Origin of the sequence: Ferrimicrobium acidiphilum DSM 19497, from assembly GCF_000949255.1 — a bacterium.
GTDB classification, from domain to species: domain Bacteria; phylum Actinomycetota; class Acidimicrobiia; order Acidimicrobiales; family Acidimicrobiaceae; genus Ferrimicrobium; species Ferrimicrobium acidiphilum.
In genome coordinates this window covers 1-17532 of record NZ_JXUW01000003.1, presented here as the reverse complement: position 1 = coordinate 17532, position 17532 = coordinate 1, and the positions used below count along the sequence as shown (strand labels likewise).

Annotated in this window: 15 protein-coding genes, 1 tRNA gene and 1 pseudogene; 6 read left to right on the top strand and 11 right to left on the bottom strand. The window is 54.7% G+C overall.

Translation table 11 applies throughout. The features are described 5' to 3' along the window. Positions 1-93: 93 nt before the first annotated feature. The 4 genes from proC to FEAC_RS16250 all read right to left on the bottom strand — a co-directional run bounded on the left by proC (position 94) and on the right by FEAC_RS16250 (position 3109). Positions 94-882 (bottom strand): pyrroline-5-carboxylate reductase, encoded by a 789-nt coding sequence (gene proC / locus FEAC_RS01945; protein WP_052565260.1) that lies wholly within the window; start codon positions 880-882, stop codon positions 94-96. A gap of 80 nt (positions 883-962) precedes the next feature. Then, the gene (locus tag FEAC_RS01940; protein WP_035389092.1) at positions 963-2192 is read right to left on the bottom strand and encodes a glycosyltransferase; all 1230 of its coding nucleotides are present in this window, start codon (positions 2190-2192) and stop codon (positions 963-965) included. 101 nt (positions 2193-2293) lie between these two features. Beyond that, positions 2294-2815, bottom strand: coding sequence for an RsiG family protein (locus FEAC_RS01935; RefSeq protein ID WP_152623030.1), 522 nt, complete (start codon positions 2813-2815; stop codon positions 2294-2296). Positions 2816-2818: 3 nt separating this feature from the next. Beyond that, positions 2819-3109, bottom strand: coding sequence for a S26 family signal peptidase (locus tag FEAC_RS16250; protein ID WP_369128193.1), 291 nt, complete (start codon positions 3107-3109; stop codon positions 2819-2821). A 184-nt stretch (positions 3110-3293) separates the two neighbouring features. Between FEAC_RS16250 and sodN the strand changes: the two genes are divergently transcribed. The 3 genes from sodN (at position 3294) to FEAC_RS01920 (ending at position 5123) form a co-directional block, all read left to right on the top strand. Further along, the gene (gene sodN / locus FEAC_RS16245) at positions 3294-3707 is read left to right on the top strand and encodes a superoxide dismutase, Ni (protein ID WP_052565365.1); all 414 of its coding nucleotides are present in this window, start codon (positions 3294-3296) and stop codon (positions 3705-3707) included. A 39-nt stretch (positions 3708-3746) separates the two neighbouring features. Continuing rightward, a tRNA-Lys gene (locus tag FEAC_RS01925) sits at positions 3747-3822 on the top strand. 80 nt (positions 3823-3902) lie between these two features. Further along, the gene (locus FEAC_RS01920) at positions 3903-5123 is read left to right on the top strand and encodes a tyrosine-type recombinase/integrase (protein ID WP_052565258.1); all 1221 of its coding nucleotides are present in this window, start codon (positions 3903-3905) and stop codon (positions 5121-5123) included. A gap of 52 nt (positions 5124-5175) precedes the next feature. Here FEAC_RS01920 and FEAC_RS16240 read toward each other — a convergent pair whose 3' ends face one another. The 3 genes from FEAC_RS16240 to FEAC_RS14435 form a co-directional block, all read right to left on the bottom strand. Then, entirely contained in the window at positions 5176-5340 is a 165-nt protein-coding gene (locus FEAC_RS16240) for a helix-turn-helix domain-containing protein (RefSeq protein WP_152623029.1), read from the bottom strand. Between the two features lie 220 nt (positions 5341-5560). Continuing rightward, entirely contained in the window at positions 5561-5728 is a 168-nt protein-coding gene (locus tag FEAC_RS15435; protein WP_160290308.1) for a hypothetical protein, read from the bottom strand. Between the two features lie 939 nt (positions 5729-6667). Continuing rightward, complete coding sequence (locus FEAC_RS14435; RefSeq protein WP_082055611.1) at positions 6668-7309, bottom strand: G1 family glutamic endopeptidase; 642 nt, start codon at positions 7307-7309, stop codon at positions 6668-6670. 160 nt (positions 7310-7469) lie between these two features. On the opposite strand from FEAC_RS14435, the gene FEAC_RS15430 reads away from it, so the two are divergent. Then, positions 7470-7631: a hypothetical protein gene (locus tag FEAC_RS15430; protein ID WP_156099273.1), complete on the top strand. Its 162-nt coding sequence runs from the start codon at positions 7470-7472 to the stop codon at positions 7629-7631. A 1935-nt stretch (positions 7632-9566) separates the two neighbouring features. On the opposite strand, the gene FEAC_RS01895 is transcribed toward FEAC_RS15430, so the two are convergent. Next, on the bottom strand, positions 9567-9920 hold the full coding sequence (locus FEAC_RS01895; protein WP_035391961.1) for a DUF6290 family protein: 354 nt from the start codon (positions 9918-9920) through the stop codon (positions 9567-9569). A 1858-nt stretch (positions 9921-11778) separates the two neighbouring features. Between FEAC_RS01895 and FEAC_RS01885 the strand changes: the two genes are divergently transcribed. Next, positions 11779-12609 (top strand): DUF4232 domain-containing protein, encoded by an 831-nt coding sequence (locus tag FEAC_RS01885; RefSeq protein WP_152623028.1) that lies wholly within the window; start codon positions 11779-11781, stop codon positions 12607-12609. 479 nt (positions 12610-13088) lie between these two features. Here the strand turns inward: FEAC_RS01885 and FEAC_RS01880 are convergent, their stop codons facing one another. After that, positions 13089-14252 carry a beta propeller repeat protein gene (locus FEAC_RS01880; protein ID WP_152623027.1) on the bottom strand — a complete coding sequence of 388 codons (1164 nt, stop codon included), beginning with the start codon at positions 14250-14252 and terminating at the stop codon, positions 13089-13091. A 223-nt stretch (positions 14253-14475) separates the two neighbouring features. Next, a complete protein-coding gene (locus FEAC_RS01875) occupies positions 14476-15774 on the bottom strand; it encodes an MFS transporter (protein ID WP_035391951.1) in 1299 nt (432 codons plus the stop codon). A 241-nt stretch (positions 15775-16015) separates the two neighbouring features. Between FEAC_RS01875 and FEAC_RS15040 the strand changes: the two genes are divergently transcribed. Continuing rightward, positions 16016-16207 (top strand): hypothetical protein, encoded by a 192-nt coding sequence (locus FEAC_RS15040; RefSeq protein ID WP_152623026.1) that lies wholly within the window; start codon positions 16016-16018, stop codon positions 16205-16207. Positions 16208-16483: 276 nt separating this feature from the next. Here the strand turns inward: FEAC_RS15040 and FEAC_RS15425 are convergent. Next, positions 16484-17532, bottom strand: a pseudogene (locus FEAC_RS15425) (hypothetical protein); the annotation flags it as partial.

The window sequence follows — 17532 nt, the reverse complement described above, 5'->3', positions numbered from 1 at the left end:
CATAAACCTTGACCAGTTAAGTGTATCCCGTCGCGTTCTCCAAGCCGAAATGCCAAAACGGAGCCATACTCAGCAATCATCAAAAACGGCCCTCTACTCATCAGCATGTGCTGAGAGCACTTGCGCGCGCTGGGCCGCCGCTTTTACGGCAGCGAGCGTCTGATGACGCAATCCCAACTCTTCAAAAACAGCTATCGCAGCGGCGGTCATTCCACCAGGAGACGTGACCGCCAACCTCAAAGATCGAGGATCAACCCGCTTCGAATCAGCCAACATACCTGCTCCTCGGATCGTGGCACGTGCCAGATCGAGCGAGACAGATGCTGGTATTCCAAGAGTTATTCCGGCCTCCTGCATCGCCTCAATGAGCAGGAAGACATAAGCAGGTCCACTACCAGAAAGCGCACTCACTACATCAAACTGGTTCTCGGCAATCACAAAAACCTCGCCAACGAGCTGAAAGAGCTCCTTGGCACGCGCAATCAAGGCTCCATCGTTCTCATCACCGCAGATAGCCGTCACCCCAGCTGCTATCTCGCAGGCCGTATTAGGCATGGCACGAACGACTTCACATCCAGAAGGTGCCCAAGACTTAAGCTGTTCAAGTCGCACTCCCGCAGCAACCGATATCGCCTTGGCTCCGACTGGGAGACTGGATAACACACCCCTCATGTGGTGCGGCTTTACGGCAAGCAAATAAACCTCGGCTGGCTCAAGCGTGTTGACTGCCGCTCCAGCGGGCAACATCGAGGCTATAGCCTGCGCCTTTGCTGGTGTATGATCGAGAATAGCAATCGAGCGTGGACCGCCTTCAGCACCCCCCATACCAACTGCCAAGGCGCCCCCCATGGCACCCCCGCCGACCACCAGCAAATCATACATACCTACTCCTCGTTACTCACTCATCAAACCCAGCCGAGCTATCGCCAGTAGCCTTCCTCAGTGGGAGCCTGAAGGTAGATTCAAGCACAACTCATGCAGTTGACTAGAACATCCTGTGCGACAATTCGATCCACAACGCTTATCAATCGTTGCGCACTCGCCGCCCATGTGAATGATTCCGCACGACTCGCCGCCCGCTGCGACATTGCGCGATACTGGACGGGGTTAGCTAGCAACGAGTCAATGGCCTGGGCAAATGCCGATGCCTGCCGGTCTTTCACCAAAATACCTGAGCGTCCTGCGTCAACCACGGTCCGCAGTCCACCGGCATCAGTAGCGACTACTGGCGTTCCACACCCCATCGCCTCCAGGGCTACCAGGCCAAATGACTCACTCACAGAAGGCACAATTACGACATCAGCCGCACGGTAATAGGTCGACAATAGCTCGTGCGACATCGGATCGACCACGGTAACCAATTCGTCCAAGCCATGGCTGCTCACAAGTTCGGAGACACGCTTGAACTCTCGTTCTCCATCCAGACCCGATGGTCCACCAACAATGATCAGTCGAGCACTCCGTCGAGCAAGCAAATGTGCGAGCGTCTCGACCGCCAGCGCCGTACCCTTGAGCGATTGGATGCGGCCGACGTAGAGGACAATAGGGATCCCATCATCGAACCCAATCGCTTCACGAGCAGGACCCGGCGGCCCAGGCGAGAAAAAGGCTCGATCGATGCCAAGGGGCAACTGCACTACCTTCTCCTCGGGAGCCTGGTAGAGGTCGAGAAGCCACTTGGCTTCGTCATCGCCGGACGCCAATACGGCATCGGAACAACCCAGAATCCGGGCCTCTTGATGAATTCGCAAACTCGATCTGTTATCGATCAGAGCGCCAAGTGAATGCTTGGCCTTTTCCAGCGTATGAAAAGTGGTAATCATAGGGATGTCAAGATCGTGCTTAACACGATGCGCCGCAACCCCTGAAAGCCAGTAGTTTGCGTGCACAGCATCGTAACGAATCGGAGAGCGCAGCATGTGTTCAACCACGCGATCCGCAAACTCTGGTATGCCGGTATAGTCCGGGGTGGTTTCGACTCCAGTGTGTTTCTGTACCGGCAACGAATGCAACCAGAGCCCTGATTCGAGTCGCGTAGACTCCACCCGAGTAGTATTGAGGCTCGCAGAAAATATATCACACTCCACCCCAGCACGAGCGAGATGGGTCGTGAGTGCCCTAACGTAAACATTCATGCCACCGTTAACCCCGGACCCGGGCACCGCCACAGGTGAGGCATGGTAGCTAATCACAGCAAGTCTCAAGTTATAACACCCCTGCCGAACCTAGCTAGCATAGCTAGCTTAACCGCAGGAGTGACGAAGTTGTTCCGAGAATGCCAGACGAAGGCAGGCTACGCACCACTCACGGAGTGTTGCTGGTAGCGTCGCACCAATTCACTGCCCAGGCTATCCAAACGCTGATGCAGCTGTCTCCTCAACCCAGAAATTGTTCTCTCACCTTCCTGCAACCGCGCCTGGTAGCTAGCGAGCTGGGAATCGTCAAGCAAATCCAACGAATGGGTCCGATCTCCACCAACCAGCAAGCGGAGATACGCTTCGGCACTTACCATGTCATCTTCCGGGATTTCCACCTCTACGTGGCGCTCGGCAAGCGGAGCCGGATTCGAATGCGGCGTAACTACCGAGACAATAGATTCCGCTCCAGCCGCATGAAGATCAGTAGCAATATCGAGCCTCGTTTGGAGCACTCTTCTAGCATAGGAAACGGAATTTTCGAGCCGGCGGCCAGAATCACGCAACGTCTTGAGAGACTCAATAGGAGCTTCGCCAATGACTAGCTCATCGACTTCTTCCAGCCACTCGTTGATTTGAACCCGAAGGTCCGCCATGCTCACCCCTTTGTCAATATCCACACTCTACTCACCTACCAAGCTTCCTACCCTATCCGGAGGGTAATAACGATAGACAGCCCAGCCAACAACGCCTTTCCTGGGGAACCAGCCCAGCTGACGACTGTCAGTGGAGCGCGAAGGGTTATCGCCCTCCACCCAAACAGAAGATCGCGACCGACGTAACAGTCTCTTTACTATGTCATCGCTCGACCGAGGATCACGCAAAACGATGATCTGCCTGACGGGAATGCCACGCCATTTAGCGACCAGTAATCTGTCACCGGCCAAGAGTGTAGGTTCCATGGAATCTCCCACCACTTCATATCGCTGGAAAAACAACCACGTCGCTGCTAAGGTCGCTGCTAAAAATACAACGGGGGTCGGCAAGTGGCAAGAACGCCCCGCCCTCGCAGAACGTCGAGTAGCGCTCAAGGTTCGATCGAACACTCCCAGCCCTGGTAAGCTACTGGTGTCCAATAACAAAGAGAAAGGACAGCTTATGTTCCTAACAAAAGTGCTCACGTTGGTAGACACACTACGCGCTCCAGCCCAGGCTTCGGCGCATTGTGACTTGCCTTGCGGTGTTTACGATCCCGCACAGGCAAGAATCGAGGCCGAATCCATCAAAGCGATCGTGGAAAAGTACAATGCCTCCGACGATCAATACTTCCGAGACCGTGCAACCTTGATCAAGGAAGAGCGTGCGGCTGAAGTAAATCACCACCTCGACGTGTTGTGGTATCAGTATTTTCAGCCCGCCCACCTTGAAAAGTATCCACAACTACATGAGGTGTTCTGGAACGCCAAGAAGCTCACTAGCCAGGTAAAGCGGGCTAATGACGTAGCGATAGCCGATCAGCTGCTCGCCAGCATCGGACAAATCAGTGACATCTTTTGGGAGACCAAGAAGTAATTGATACTGTCGAGCGCCCGCGCTAGCGTGGGCGCCTCTGGGCCGCTAGCTCATCCGGTAGAGCAGGGGACTTTTAATCCCAAGGTGCAGGGTTCGAGACCCTGGCGGCCCACCAGTTCAGAGCGTATGTCTACTTTCCCGCTAAACTAAAACCCAACAGAAAACCCAACAAGGGGTTTGAAGTTAGAGGAATCGATGGCAGGAAGCATGCGGCTGGTGGCCCAACCGGGCACCTTGGAACTGCGTGTGTTCGTGGGTCGAGACAGCCTGGGAAAGGTCAAGCATCGCTACGTTCGCTTCCGCGGTACAAAACGTCAGGCCGAACGAGAGCTTGCCCGGCTGGTGTCTGAGCAGGAGGCAAAGCCAGCACCAATCGTTGAGACCGAGTTGCGGTGGAACTCGACGACCACCATCAACGACGCAATCATTGCTTGGCGCGACAATGGCTGGGCAGATCTCTCCCCATCCACGACACGTAGGTACGAGAGTTTATGGAAGGTCCAGATCAAAGACTCGATTGGTCGAAGGCGTATCTCCTCGTTGTCATCCTATGACGTCGAGAAGTACCTACGTGGGTTAAAGGACAAAGGGCTGGCTGAAGCCACGGTTCGCCAGGTTCGATCCGTCTTGGGTCGGGCGTGCCGATTGGCTCGAAAGTGGAGCGGTGGAGCTTTGCCCAACCCGATTGCAGACTCAGAGCTGCCGAGTTGGTCGATTGAGTCTCACACGCCAGTGAGGGCTCCTTCACTTGATGAGGTGCAGAGGTTGCTTGTTGGGGCCCAAAGCCTGGATCCACGCATCAGTTGTATTCTTCGCATCATCGTTGCCACCGGCATGCGTAGGGGCGAGGCCTGTGCGATTCGCTGGAACGATTGTGATCTCATACTCGGTACCATTCGCATCGATGAGTCGATTGTATCGAATAAGGGGAGCGCAACCGTGAAGTCGCCAAAGACAAGAGCGAGCATACGAAGCGTTGCGATCGACGAGGGAACCTTAGATGAACTTCTTAGACTGCGCAAGATTCAAGAGAACTTAGCTCAGTCGGCGGATATGACGCTCGATGTCGATGCCGTTGTTTTCTCTTTTGGGCCGGATGGCTTGACACCGCCACATCCTGACTCTATTTCCCACGCTTTCACGAGGACAAGAACGCTGGCGGGTGTTGGGGACGACATCCACCTGCATTCTCTGCGTCACTTCCAGGCGACTGCGCTCGACGCCGTGATCTCAGAGAAGCAGAAACAGTCGCGACTCGGGTGGACGAATGCGGTCATGGCTCGTCACTACACCGACTCGGTGCCAGAAGAGGATAGACGAGCAGCTGAACATATTGGTCGACTGCTCGGTAAGGGAACTGGGAACGATGTTGATCTCAAAGAACCACACGCCGGACAGGCTATGGGCTCCGACTGAGCTAGTTCTACTGCCCGGGGACCGACACTGACCGCGGTCCGTGTATTCGCCGTTAGCGACATAGTGCCCGCTGGCTGCTGACCCCTCTGCCCACGTCCAAGAGCCGACGAAGCGCCTCTTGAGAGACACGCCACCGACCACCAACTCTGATAATGGAAACTGGAAAGGTGCCTTCTGCGCTTGCCTTATAAGCGGTCGAACGCATAACCCCCAACATGATCGCCGCTCATCCTCACTAGGCGAAACTCGATTCCCTCGGTTCACCGCTTGAGCTCCATCGGTTGCCATTAGGTCGCAGTGGGCAAGACAGTTACCGATGAATCCACACTCCACCGGAAAACCTGATCGAACGCAACGAGAACAGTCCCTTCACCCTGAGGGCTGGTTTGCTATCGACCGGGTAAGCGGTGTAACCCTACCCGATGCCCTCTGACCCGCTATCCATCGCAATCGTCGAGCAATGCCCCGAGGAACTCCACTACACCGCCGATGTCGAGGGGCTCAGCGGTTTGATCAACACAGCGTCCGCGAAGAGAGTTATCAACGAGGGTTGCAGCGAGTCCTTTGGCCATCGCCGCAACCCGCATGACCTGCAAGCAACGCATGATCCATACCGCCAGGGGCTTCCGTGACGGACATGGTCGTCTCTTTCGGCCTATCTGTGTTTTCATGCCCAACCGTTGGTATGGTGTTTGTACAGCACCATGCCCGTCCAAAACGTCCTGCTCGCACGGAGTGTTACAACTTTCTCTACTACTTCAAGAGTGTAGGGTCGACCACGTTGCCAACCCATATCTGTCCTAGTCGTCGTGCGATGGATCGATGCCCCTGAATCCAGATAGCCTGTCACAGCTGATTCGGCACTCCTCGACTTCCGATCGATACCATCTACCGACCGACCGAATGCGTGCTGTCGTACCTTGCCCAGGCGCGGCAGCCACCGAATCGGCCCTCCAAAGATGTCCGGGGCGGTTCACGACGACCTTCGCGAATGCAGCAGGTGTAACTGATACGGTATGCTGAGCTTGCTGAATCGCAAGTAATGCGGCGCAACGGAGATCAGCGTTTTCGACAAGCAGCTTCGTTCAGTTGCGCTATGAATTAGCTTCCCGATTTAGGATGGCATGTGAAGCCCGTGGCTTTTACAGAGCGACATTTTGGCGGGCTCAGGAATGGTAAACCTCGGAGTAAAGTTATTTTCCCCAAAGGTCACGCATTCTCCCTTCCTGCCAAGAACAACTCCATGGGTGCAGACCACTCCAGGGCGATTTATGGTTCTTAGAAAAGGACTAGGCTGGCCAACCTCTGCACATGTCCCTTTCTGGTTCACAACGATCCCGATCGCTTCAACTGTGAATGTGCCAGTGTTGGGCCTATCAGATGACCTATTCGCAAAGATCACGACGCCCACCAGAAGCAGCAAAAGAAGGATAGCGATCAAGACTTGTGGTTGTAGAAGTCGCTTCATGTTCACCGATCGTCCTCACTCATCCCTTGACAATCCCTAGCGTTAACTTGCAGCAGGTGCCTGATCTCTAGTCGAGTCATGTGTTTACTGCGTCAGTATCCCCGTAGTTGGACCAATAGAGAGTGAAGGTATTCCCAGAGCTTATCGGTCCAGGATAGGCGTCGGTAACTTCGGAATCGTCGTTGTGCCAGTCATACATGTCCAGGTAATTATGGCTCCAGTTTCCAACACCATTCCAGGTGCTTCCCTGTTCCGCGTTGGCGTCGCTGAAGGTCGTGTTGTTAAAGTCGGCTAGCGGCGGATAGTTGTTGCCCACTTGGGTACGCTCTACGATCCATTCGGCATTCAAGCCGGTGAAACCACCACTGAAGGAGGCATCGAAACTGGTGGCAACTCCCGTTGATTCGTTCTTGATGTAGTAGTGCGCCGTCGAGGAGCCGTAGTAGGCAACGTTGACGAAGATGGTCTGTCCTGGACTCACTGCGATGTTGACCTGTTGCTGGGCATTGAACGGATACGCCTCCCACCAAAGGTAGTAGGAAGTAGTCGCCTCCCATCCATAATGAAGGACATACTGCCAGCTAATGTCCTGCTCACTGCCTGCTTGTAGGAGCTGGTTCGAACTCGCCTTTCCCGATCCTATCCCTGGCCAGATGGAGGAGTATGCATTCGTGCCCGCAGGGCTCCCGACTGATGGAACGTTCCACTTCGCGACGATCTAATTGAATTGGCTTCCGTTCCCTGCCCGGTTCCCGGCCCAGTTGGAAGAATTGGATTCACTTGTTGAGCTAGCGCTTTGATGTGACGGTGACGCTGGCTGGTGATTATATCGGGGAGTGAACCGCGGGTATACCCATTTCGTATGCGAGACCGCCCCGATGAACCAACCCGGAGGAGTACCAGCGGGCCTCTCGGGAAAGCCGTTGGCACGAAGAGCTGCATTGCTCGCAGTGAGTGGGTCAAAGTTAGCTGAGGGTGGGGTGGGGGTTACCAGAACTTTCCCGACCTGGAACGAGGATGGCTCAGGATTCGAGCTATAAGCCACGGTCGCCGGTGACGCGAGCGCAGCACTGCTCCCCGCGAACGCTACCAATAGCCCCCCGGATAATGGTTGCAAACTTCATTGATGACCCCCTAATCGCTCCTATGAGAAGTGTCGTCTGCTGTTGCGATAGATGTTAACACTGGGAGTACAGTTTGTCTGGATATGTGAAAAGACATAGTGGATTACGCTGCTCTACCTGGGGATCCGACGCGGCCTCGGCTCTAAGGTAACCTTCACACTTGGTGAAACCGGGGGGGCCGTTGCTCGGTCATCGCCTCACTTTAGCCTAGAAGAACTGACCCGTTCTGGCGTTTGGCTGTTCGAAAGCAGGACAGCGATGGTCAGGTGTTTTATCGATACCGAAGAACACGTCGGTAGTATTCGGGTAGGAACAGTGGGATCAACTCGGTCAACCAATGCATAGGGGGATCTCCACGTCCGCTTCACCCAACTTTTCACCCAACAATTGTGTCCGAGAACGTCCCACCCAGTCCGAGCCTGTCTCATTACCCTTGCCAAAGGACTTGAATGAGCTGCAAAAATGGGACGTACTCGGACACTATGACTACCAACTCGGACACTTTGTGAACACCTCATAATCCCTTGGTCGTGGGTTCGAATCCCACCGGGCCCACCAGTACGAGAGCATATGCTGTGGATTCAAGTAGACGAACAACATGGCAAAGGGGATCGTGTCGGTGAGCGTTTGGAGTTCGCCCACCGCGTCGTCCGAGTTTTACCGCGACGTTTACCCTCAGATACTCACTCCCTACTAGTCTGCTCTGATTTCCGGCAGCGTCGAACCAAGCCATACGAACTGTTGGATCCAATAGTGCAACCGGGCACGACTGGACGACCTTCGAGGATGGACTAGGTGCTGCTGATGCGGTTTGAAGAACTCACTGATACTGAGACCTAGGGGGCTCCCTTCAGTTGCGCTATGAGTCAGCTTCTCGAGTGCTAGCATTGGATGTTACTAAGACGACGCATGAAGCCCGTGACTCTTGCAGAGTGACATATGGGCTTGCTTTGGATCGGTAAACCTCGGAGTAAAGTTATTGTGCCCAAAGGTAACGCATTCTCCCTTCCTGCCAAGAACGACTCCATGAGTACAAACCACTCCAGAGCCCAAAGGATTGGAGGCAATTTCTGCACACGTCCCTTTCTGGGTTATAACGATACCGATCGCTTCGACAGAGAGGACGCCCGTGTTGGGTCCATCAGATGACATATTCGCAAAGAGCACGACGCCCACCAGAATCAGCGAAAGAAGGATTGCAATCAGGATTTGTGGTTGTAGAAGTCGCTTCGTGTTCACCGATCGTCCTCACTTATCCCTAGCGTCAGCTGGCCCCAGGTGTCTGAGTTCCAGCCCTGTCATGTCCCAGTCGCGTCAGTACCCCCATGGCCGGAGCAATAGAGGGTGAAGGCTTCCCATGGAACTATATATTTCAGCTCGAAGAAGAACTTCAACCTCCATCATATCCTTCAACCTCCAGTCCAGCAAGGACGAATGACCTTACGATTCAATTCGGATTGCAAGAGTCATTGCTTGATGTTTGAGGAGATCCACTCAGCGAGCTCCTCAGTGCTGATCTCACCAGACGCAACACGAATGATCATCGGTACGATCTCATTGGGATCCTCCAGGGTTCACGTACTGCCATTGATCGTGATGAACATCCACGTCGTGGCGTGGGCCGTGCGCTTGTTGCCGTCGGGCACGGATGGTTCTTAACCAAGTGCTCGAGCAGCACGGCTGCCTTCCGCTCGAGCTCCGGACAGAACTCTATACCGTCGAAGGATGCCTGAGGTGCCGCAAGGACTCAGTCTGCTAAGCCGATCCCAACGCCGTTGGCCAGCAACTCGCCGTTGATGCCGAGGATCAACTCGGCGATCGCTAGGTAGCCGCCCAGGCCTAAGTATTTGATCAAAGATCGGCGAGCCTTTCGAACACTTCTCGTTGCGAATCGAGCAGATGGTCCAGGCTCTTCTGGAACTCCGGGTCAGCTCGGCGTGTCCGGATGTGTTCGAGAACTGCTTGCCGAACAGCCTCGGAGACCGACTGGTTGTCAGCTTTGGCGACTACTTCAAGCGCCTCGGCGGTCGGGGCTGGAAGTCGGATGGTTGTCGTGCGTGTATCCATAGTGTCACTATAGCACGGATACTGGTAGCGATCTCGGCGGTCCGGCCAGCTGTAGAATGCCATGCCAACCTCGCGTAGTTTCCAGGCCACACTGGAGCGGTTAAGGCTCGCCGATCTGCCAAGTAAAGTATCTCCCATCGCGGGTGGAGCCTTGTAATTGCATTGGTGGGCTGTTGGCGAAACTGGTATTACTCGTTGAAATATCGTGTCGGAATGTTCCACACTTTCTTTGAATCTCCCGACATTCGGGTTGTATGGTGCCCCTTCCAACGTCCGCTGACCAGAGCGTTTGGGACAGTTCGTATCGAGGCGATTGTAGCTAACTAGCGCTGATAGCTGTGAATGCCCAAATCGTCGATAATGGCTGTGATCTCGCCTCTTGGCAATGAGGTTGAGCAGCTCCTTCGGTGTTATTGATCTGCTGCGATCGTTCCGGCGCAAACGACCAAGGTGGTGATACTGGATGGCTCCTCACACCCGTTCCACTTCGCAACGATCGAATTGAACTGACCCCCGTTGTAGTCTTGGTTCCCGGCCCGGCGCGAAGAATACAGTTCACTTGTTGAGCTGGCGCTTTGATGTGACGGTGACGCTGGCTGGTGGTTTTATCAGGGAGTGAACCGTGGGTATACCCATTTCGTATGTGAGACCGCCCCAAAAAGCCAACCCGGAGGAGTGCAAGCTGACCCATCGGGGAATCCATTCGCACGTATGACTGTACTGCTTGTAGTAAGTGAGTCAAAATTAGCTGAGGGTGGGGTAGGAGTCACCAGGTACTTCCCGATCCGAAACGAAGACGACTCGCTATTTGGGCTAGAAGCCACAGTTGCCGGTGACTCAAGCGCAGCACTGCTCCCGGTAAACGCTACCAATTGCCCCTGGGCTCGGATAATTGGTTGCAAGCTTCATTGATTACCCCCTTTGATAGCTTCTGCGAGAACTCTCTTCGGGTATTGAAATAGGTGTTAACGCTGGGAGTATAGTTTGTCTCGATAGGCGGGAGGATTCGATAGGTTATCTCGCTCTACCTGGGGGGACCCGATGCTGTCTCGAGTTTCAGGTAATGTTAGAACTCGGCGGAACCGAAAGCCGTTACCGTGTAAGCGTGCTTGAACCTGGTCGAACTGACTCGTACTGGCAATTGGCGTCGGATGGAAGTCTGTGTAGCTAACACAACTGGCTGTTCGAAAGCACGACAGTGATGGTCAGGTGATCTATTGAGGCCGGAGGACACGTGGATAGTGTTTGGGATCAACGCGGTCAACCAATGCTTAGGAGGATCTCCACGTCCGCTTCACCCAACTTTTCGCCCAGCAATTGTGTTCGAGAACGTCCGACCCAGTCCGAGCCTGTCTCACCGCCCTTGCCAAAAGACTTGAATGAGCTGCAAAAATGGGACGTACTCGGATACTATGACTACCAGCTCGGACACTTTGTGAACACTTGATATACCTTGGTCCTGGGTTCGAATCCCACCGGGCCCACCAGGTCAAGGCATGTTTTAACCCTATGAACTTGCAGAAGAACCCAACAACCCCTCAAGGTGGCTGTGTTCCCAACGAGACGTGTGTCCCCTTGAGTCCCGCGACCTTTGCAACGATAGGGCTCCCAAAATGTGAAACCTTTGGTTATGAGCGCTTGTCTCATCTCCGCACGATCCTCTTGCACTTCACGTGGATCGCAAGGGGCTTACCACTCCAACATGGCCACCGAAGTCCATTACTGACGAGAGGACCGTGTCCGTAAAACTACGTGGTGTCGTCTTGCTTAAGGCCTATGTCGCACACCTAGAGCGGTTGGCGTACACAACCACCACGTCGCTTGCGCTACCGATCGTCGCTTGGATCACGGAACCGGCGAAAGAGGAAACTGATGTGCTGAACTTATTCACAAAGTTTCTCGCACCACTTAACACGTGTCGTGATGATGATTAAGATGTCGATGTTAGCGGGGTCATTATCAATGATAACTCATAACCCCGACGTGGGAGGGCGTGATGCGCATAACACACAGGAAACTTATCATGGTAGTTGTATCTCTTGCCTTGATCTTTGCTGCAGCTGGGAGCTTCGCACTGACGAGGAGATCTGCGCCGCGCCTAGCTCCACTCAAGTCAATACCGACCTCGAAGAACACGGGGGGTCCACCGTGGGAGCCATCTCAGCGCGGAGGCGCGACTAGAAGTGCGGTGGTAAGCTCTCCACTTTGTACGTCGACGCAGCTTGAGACGCATTACTGGACCAGCTGGCCGGCACTGGACAACCAGATGAGCGGCTTCAATCTCATCAATAGGTCAGGACAGGCATGTTCGCTGCCGGTGTACCCTTCCTCTGTTTATCTGGCAAATGCCGACGGCACCCCAGCGACGGTGCCGCTGCTACCCGGTCCGGCGGGGGAAAAGGGATCGAGCGACTTCTTAGCTTACGGGACCCCTAAAGCTCCCGCGATACCGTCATTTGCGATCCCTCTCAGCCCTGCTCCCATCACCCTCGCACCAGGTGGTACGGCAGTAGACATCCTTTTCGGTACCGTCGGTGTCAATCAGCAACCAGGAGATCCCGCTTGTATTTCAACACCCGTCGGAGGTAGTATTGCCGTCTCACTGGGAAATGAGTCCCCGGTACAGGTTCACATGCCCGCTAAAGCAGGGACGTCAAAGTCGCTGATTGATCCAACTGGAGCTCCCTTTTCGTCATGCACTGCAGTAGCGTTCTCCCCGTTTCTCACCTGGAGTGAGGCGAGCCATCTCGTCGGTGCACCCTATAGTCGTTCCAGTCAAGGAGATCTCCCGCTCAAGTACACCGCGGCCTTTATTAACGCGCCGTAGGTGTCGACAGCAAGAAGGAAAGCGACATATGATAAAAAGGCGCGAGTAGACAATCGAAGCAGATATGTTGAACCCGTAGATGGTGGAAGTGAGTAGGATTCGAGATATGGCGGTAGGGCGGAGCGTCTATTTGAGGAGAGAGCTGACTGCGACTCCGTGACCTTCGTAAGGATGCAGTTCTTGTGATCTGCCACTTTGGAATTATGGGTGCTTGTCGCATCCCCACTCGACCCTCTCGCGCTTCAGGTGAATCACATAGCGTTCGCCGTTTTAGGCAGACATCTGAAAACAATCGGCCCATTTGGCCCCATTGCAGTTGCGCCAATCATTCGCGTAAGCGTAACAATGGCTCGATCGACTTACCTAGCCATCTTGGTCCCGGACAGTGCTAGATCCGACGTGATTCGCGGAGCGACGATGCACATCTCCAGGGATTTGCGCTATCTTCATCGTTGGTGGTGCATTGAGATATCTTCCGCTCAGTCATTGAATGTGGGGCTCAAGGCGTTCTCAGTCCAGGTCTTTCCACTATTGGTAGTGGCCTGCTGGTAGGTGTTGTAGTAGCAGCCGGTCTTGAATCCTGTACAGCCATAGTTGATTGTCGTGACTACGGCCTTGCTTGGTGAGGCCAATTCGACGGAGGCTACCTCCTTGGCGAGCGTCGGAGAAGAAACCGTCGTCCATGATAATCCGTCATTGGACGACTCCACTATTTCATGTGTAGCATTGAAGAGCCAGATATCTGGACCATTGGCGGCTACGATCAGGCTGCCGACGTGATTCTGTGTGGTGAGAGCCTTGAAAGACGCACCGCCATCGGTGCTCTCGTACAAAGTGGTCTTTGCGTTCGCACCCACTCCGAGTGCGATAGGGACATAGATCTGGGTGCCAAATGCAACCGGTGTACCAACGGTGCTGTACGGACTTGGAGCAAATCCCGGTATTGAGGCTGGCTCCCAGTTCTTTCCTCTATTAGACCTAAACCAAACACCCTGATAACTATTGCCACCCGTGATGACTCCGGCGCTGGAAGACAGCATGGCAGCTTGATAGGTACCATAGTTGGTTGGTAGGTCCAGCTGAGCAAAGGTCCTTCCTCCGTCATCGGAGACGAACAGTGCGGTGACGTTACCAGTTTGGGCACCACCTTCGTTCACCGAGATTGAGGTCGCGTCAGTACCATAGTTATCCTCTACGTTGACTAGGTTCGAGACATAAGTTGGTCCAAGCGCTACTCCAGCCGGCCATCGAATGGGCAAGGATTCATGCGTCCATGGCGAGTTGGCGTTGGACGCACGAAAGATCTCAAGGTTGCTCCCTGAACTGTCCATTGCTAAAATCGAACCTTGTTCAGTGACTGCTACTGAAGTTCCTTCTACTTGGATTCCGGGTGGCAAGGCCTTCGTGGTCCATGCGAGGCCACCATTTACGGATACCGCTACTTCCTTGTCTAGGAGGCGCCAAGCTGGCTCCAAGACTTTACGAGATGCAATGGCCTGCGTTCGTGAAGGTTCTGCTTTAGAGGAATTCGTCACCTTCGCTGATGAAGCGTTTGAACTGCATGCTGCAAGCAACATCGCGGTCAACACTGTAATTCCGATAACCTTTGCAATTTGCTGACTTGGTGCGCCCATGTATTTCATTTAGTCACCACCTCCAATGGACTGACTGACACGAACCGCCGTAAGCGGTACTGCCTTCAACCGGCGCATTGGACAGCCCCAGGAGCCCGGTCCACTTCGTTTGTGAAAGGTCGGTTCCTCGCAACCCCGTGACCTCTGCAACGATTTGGCTCTCCACACCTGCCACCTTTGGATTATGGGCGCTTGTCTCATCTCCACTCGACCCTATCGCGCTTCAGGTGGATTACATAGCGTTCGCCATTCCATCACATTCAAAGGGTTTCCGTCTCGCCAGCCACACGGACAGAACCGCCACCACCAAACCTAACGCGGCGGCCATGTCGTAGAAGCGGGCTAGCCCTAAGACTCCAACGAGGATGCCACCGATGAGCGCGCCAATAGTCTGGCCAGCCTCGGGAAGCATCGCAGCGACAGCGATCCCACGAGCTCTTGCAGCGGGTGCCAAACCTCCAATCACCTGTGCGAAGGCAAGCGATATCAGTAGCGTACTACCACCAGCCCCGATGACCTCATAAGCGGCATACGGGATCACGGCAAACCCGCCTGGTTTGACCACAGCCAGTGCCATTGTCGCAAGCGAGGCCAGCGCGGCGCCTATGAGCGCACCCCTATAACTACCAACTCGCGGTGCGATCCATTCCACGGATACCCCAGCCAACACTCCACCGACGGCTCCGAGACCCGCGATGACTGCGACGACGACAGGCGGAACGCCGGCACCTCTGATCATGAGTACCGTCAACTCGCTAAGCGCGAGTCCGTTTACAACTGTGAGTGCAAGCAATATGCCCAACAGAGCCGCACCACCGCTCACTCTGAAGGGAGCACCAAATGCCCTCATCAATGGGATCTTCGACACTTGTGCCGCAGAATCTGTAGGCCTCTTAGGCGGGGAGTGTGAAGCCCGGGTGCCTCGGATCAAGTGGCAACTGAGGGCCCCGACAAGGAACGAAGCTGAATCGGCAACTAAAGCAAGTGGTGCACTCACGATCGCGAGGATAACTCCTCCAAGAGTTGGGCCGGCGACGCCAGCGACATTCGCTGCGCTGCCCATGAGTCCGCTCGCCTGCGGTAACGACTCCTTATCGACGAGGTCAGCCACCATCGGCGCCGAGTAAGCACCAAACACCCCGCCCGCTAGCCCATCGACGGCGATGACGATCCAAAACACGGGGAGCGACAAGGATCCGTAGACCCAGAACACCGGGATCAGTCCAATAACAATAGCCGACACAATATTGATCACAAAAAGGGCTCGGATCCTATTACGGGACCTTTCCGCGAACACCGCAGCCGCAGGCCGGGCTACAGCGGTGCATCCCAAGGATGTCGCCACGATAAGCCCTACCTCCTTGGCCGGCGCGTGAAGAACGACCACAGCGATGATTGGGGCTAGCGCTACTGTGAGAGCCGAACCAGTGTTCGATACTCCCTGGCCCGCGAGCCAGATCACAAAGCGTCGATTCCTTAGCGTGGCCCAACGGCCATTCTCTCGCTTCCGCCCTCGATCATCGCCTCTCATCTAGAAAAGAGTCTCTTTGTCGTTGTGCACCAACAAACGAACATTCGCGTGAGCAGCGATTACCAAGGTCTCCTCCCGGACGTTGAATAGGGTGGGCAACAGCATCGCACGTCGGCCAGCGCGTGCCGAGCATCGAGACTTGACCGAAGCACCGATGACGGATCTGAGAGAACGAATCCTTCGTTGCCGACGCCATCAAGATACGTGATGCTCTCGTAGTCATGCGTTCTAGCGGCGACATATGGGGTGTATTCGCTCATGGGGTACCCGGCTGACACTTGCGGGGGCGATGCCGACCGGGACGGATGCAGCCGCTGGTGTTCCTCCATCAGGTTTCCAACTCTCTTCACGTGAAACCTATATTTTTATTCACGACTATAAGCCCCAAAGACGCGAGGAACAGACGCTGCTTGATCAGACCAAACCCCATTGATATTCACATGCGTAGTTCGCACTGCCATTATTTCGGCAGTGCATCCCCAGGGTATGATTATCTGAAGCCAGCTGTCGCCGATTGGCTTGAGTGTCGGTACCAAGCACCCTCCCCTCAGCTCCTGGATTTATAATAATGTTCCCGAAGACAAGTTCGCTCGCCACTGAACACATCAGCATGTATTTACACGAAGTCCCACTGCGGTCATAAAGCGGGTAAATCGAGTGTTAGCTAGGGCTCCTCTGGTATCCCAGTCTTTAATTTTGAGCCAAGTTTTCAAGCAGCGGCTTTGAGTTTTGCATGTTCGAGATAGTTGCCGACATAGTTCTCTATCGTGTTGAGTGCGCGCTGTAACCCGATAGGAGCAGGTTGCTGGTTGGCTGCGAGAAGGGGTGGCAGAACACGCTGACCTAGCTTGGTGTAGGTAATAGCAAAGCGGATTCCCTCTGGCGTAAGCGTATAGCTGTTGGTATGGGGAATCCTTGTAATGAGACCTTTGAGGCGCAGCTTACGCAGGTCATAGGTCATCTGCGCGGCGCTATAGGGACCACCAAGCAGCTGGGACACCGAGGCACGAAGGCTCTTGTTGGTGAAGCCGATGACGGTATTTAGCGCCACGCAGAGCGCACCGGCCAGGGCCATGACGCGTTTATCCCCGAAGCGTATCGCTCCGGTTCGTCTGCCCTCCTCTAGCGAGGGCTGTGAGATCCGCTCCCATAGAGCAGTCTCGATGGCACAGCCCTGACCGGCACGTTGGATGTCAAGTAGTCGACGATTGGCGGCTCGAGCCTTGTCGATCAACTCGGCGAGGTTGCGGAGGCGACGTTGCACACCAAGATCGGTGGGGCTATTGACCACCGTCTCAATACGGAGTGCACGACCCTCCTTGAGGTATTCCTTGATACGAGAGTGTTTGTAGAACGCGTTGATGGTGACATCGGTTCCCCGTGTTACGATCCTGGTTGCGAACTCAGCGTTGGTGTTCTTACGGATCTGGCGAGCAAAGATTAGCTTGACTTCATCTGGGCGGCCGATGTCGATGTTGTCGGCCACGGTTGACTCGAAGAAGGCCCGGGCTCGACGAGGTGCATCAAAGACGATAGTGCGAGAGACCTCGATCTGACGCATTGACAACTCCCACCAGAAACCGGCCAAACGGTCTCTATCGTCGAGTGGGATTGGGATGACCTGCATCCAACGGTGGAAGAACTCCTCGATCTGGTTTGGACCAAGACGGTTACAGAGAGCTTGAAGAGCTACAGAGTCCTCACAGGAGGCGAACCCATTGGCTAACTCCGTGAATCCGATACCTGCTTTGAGCGCTT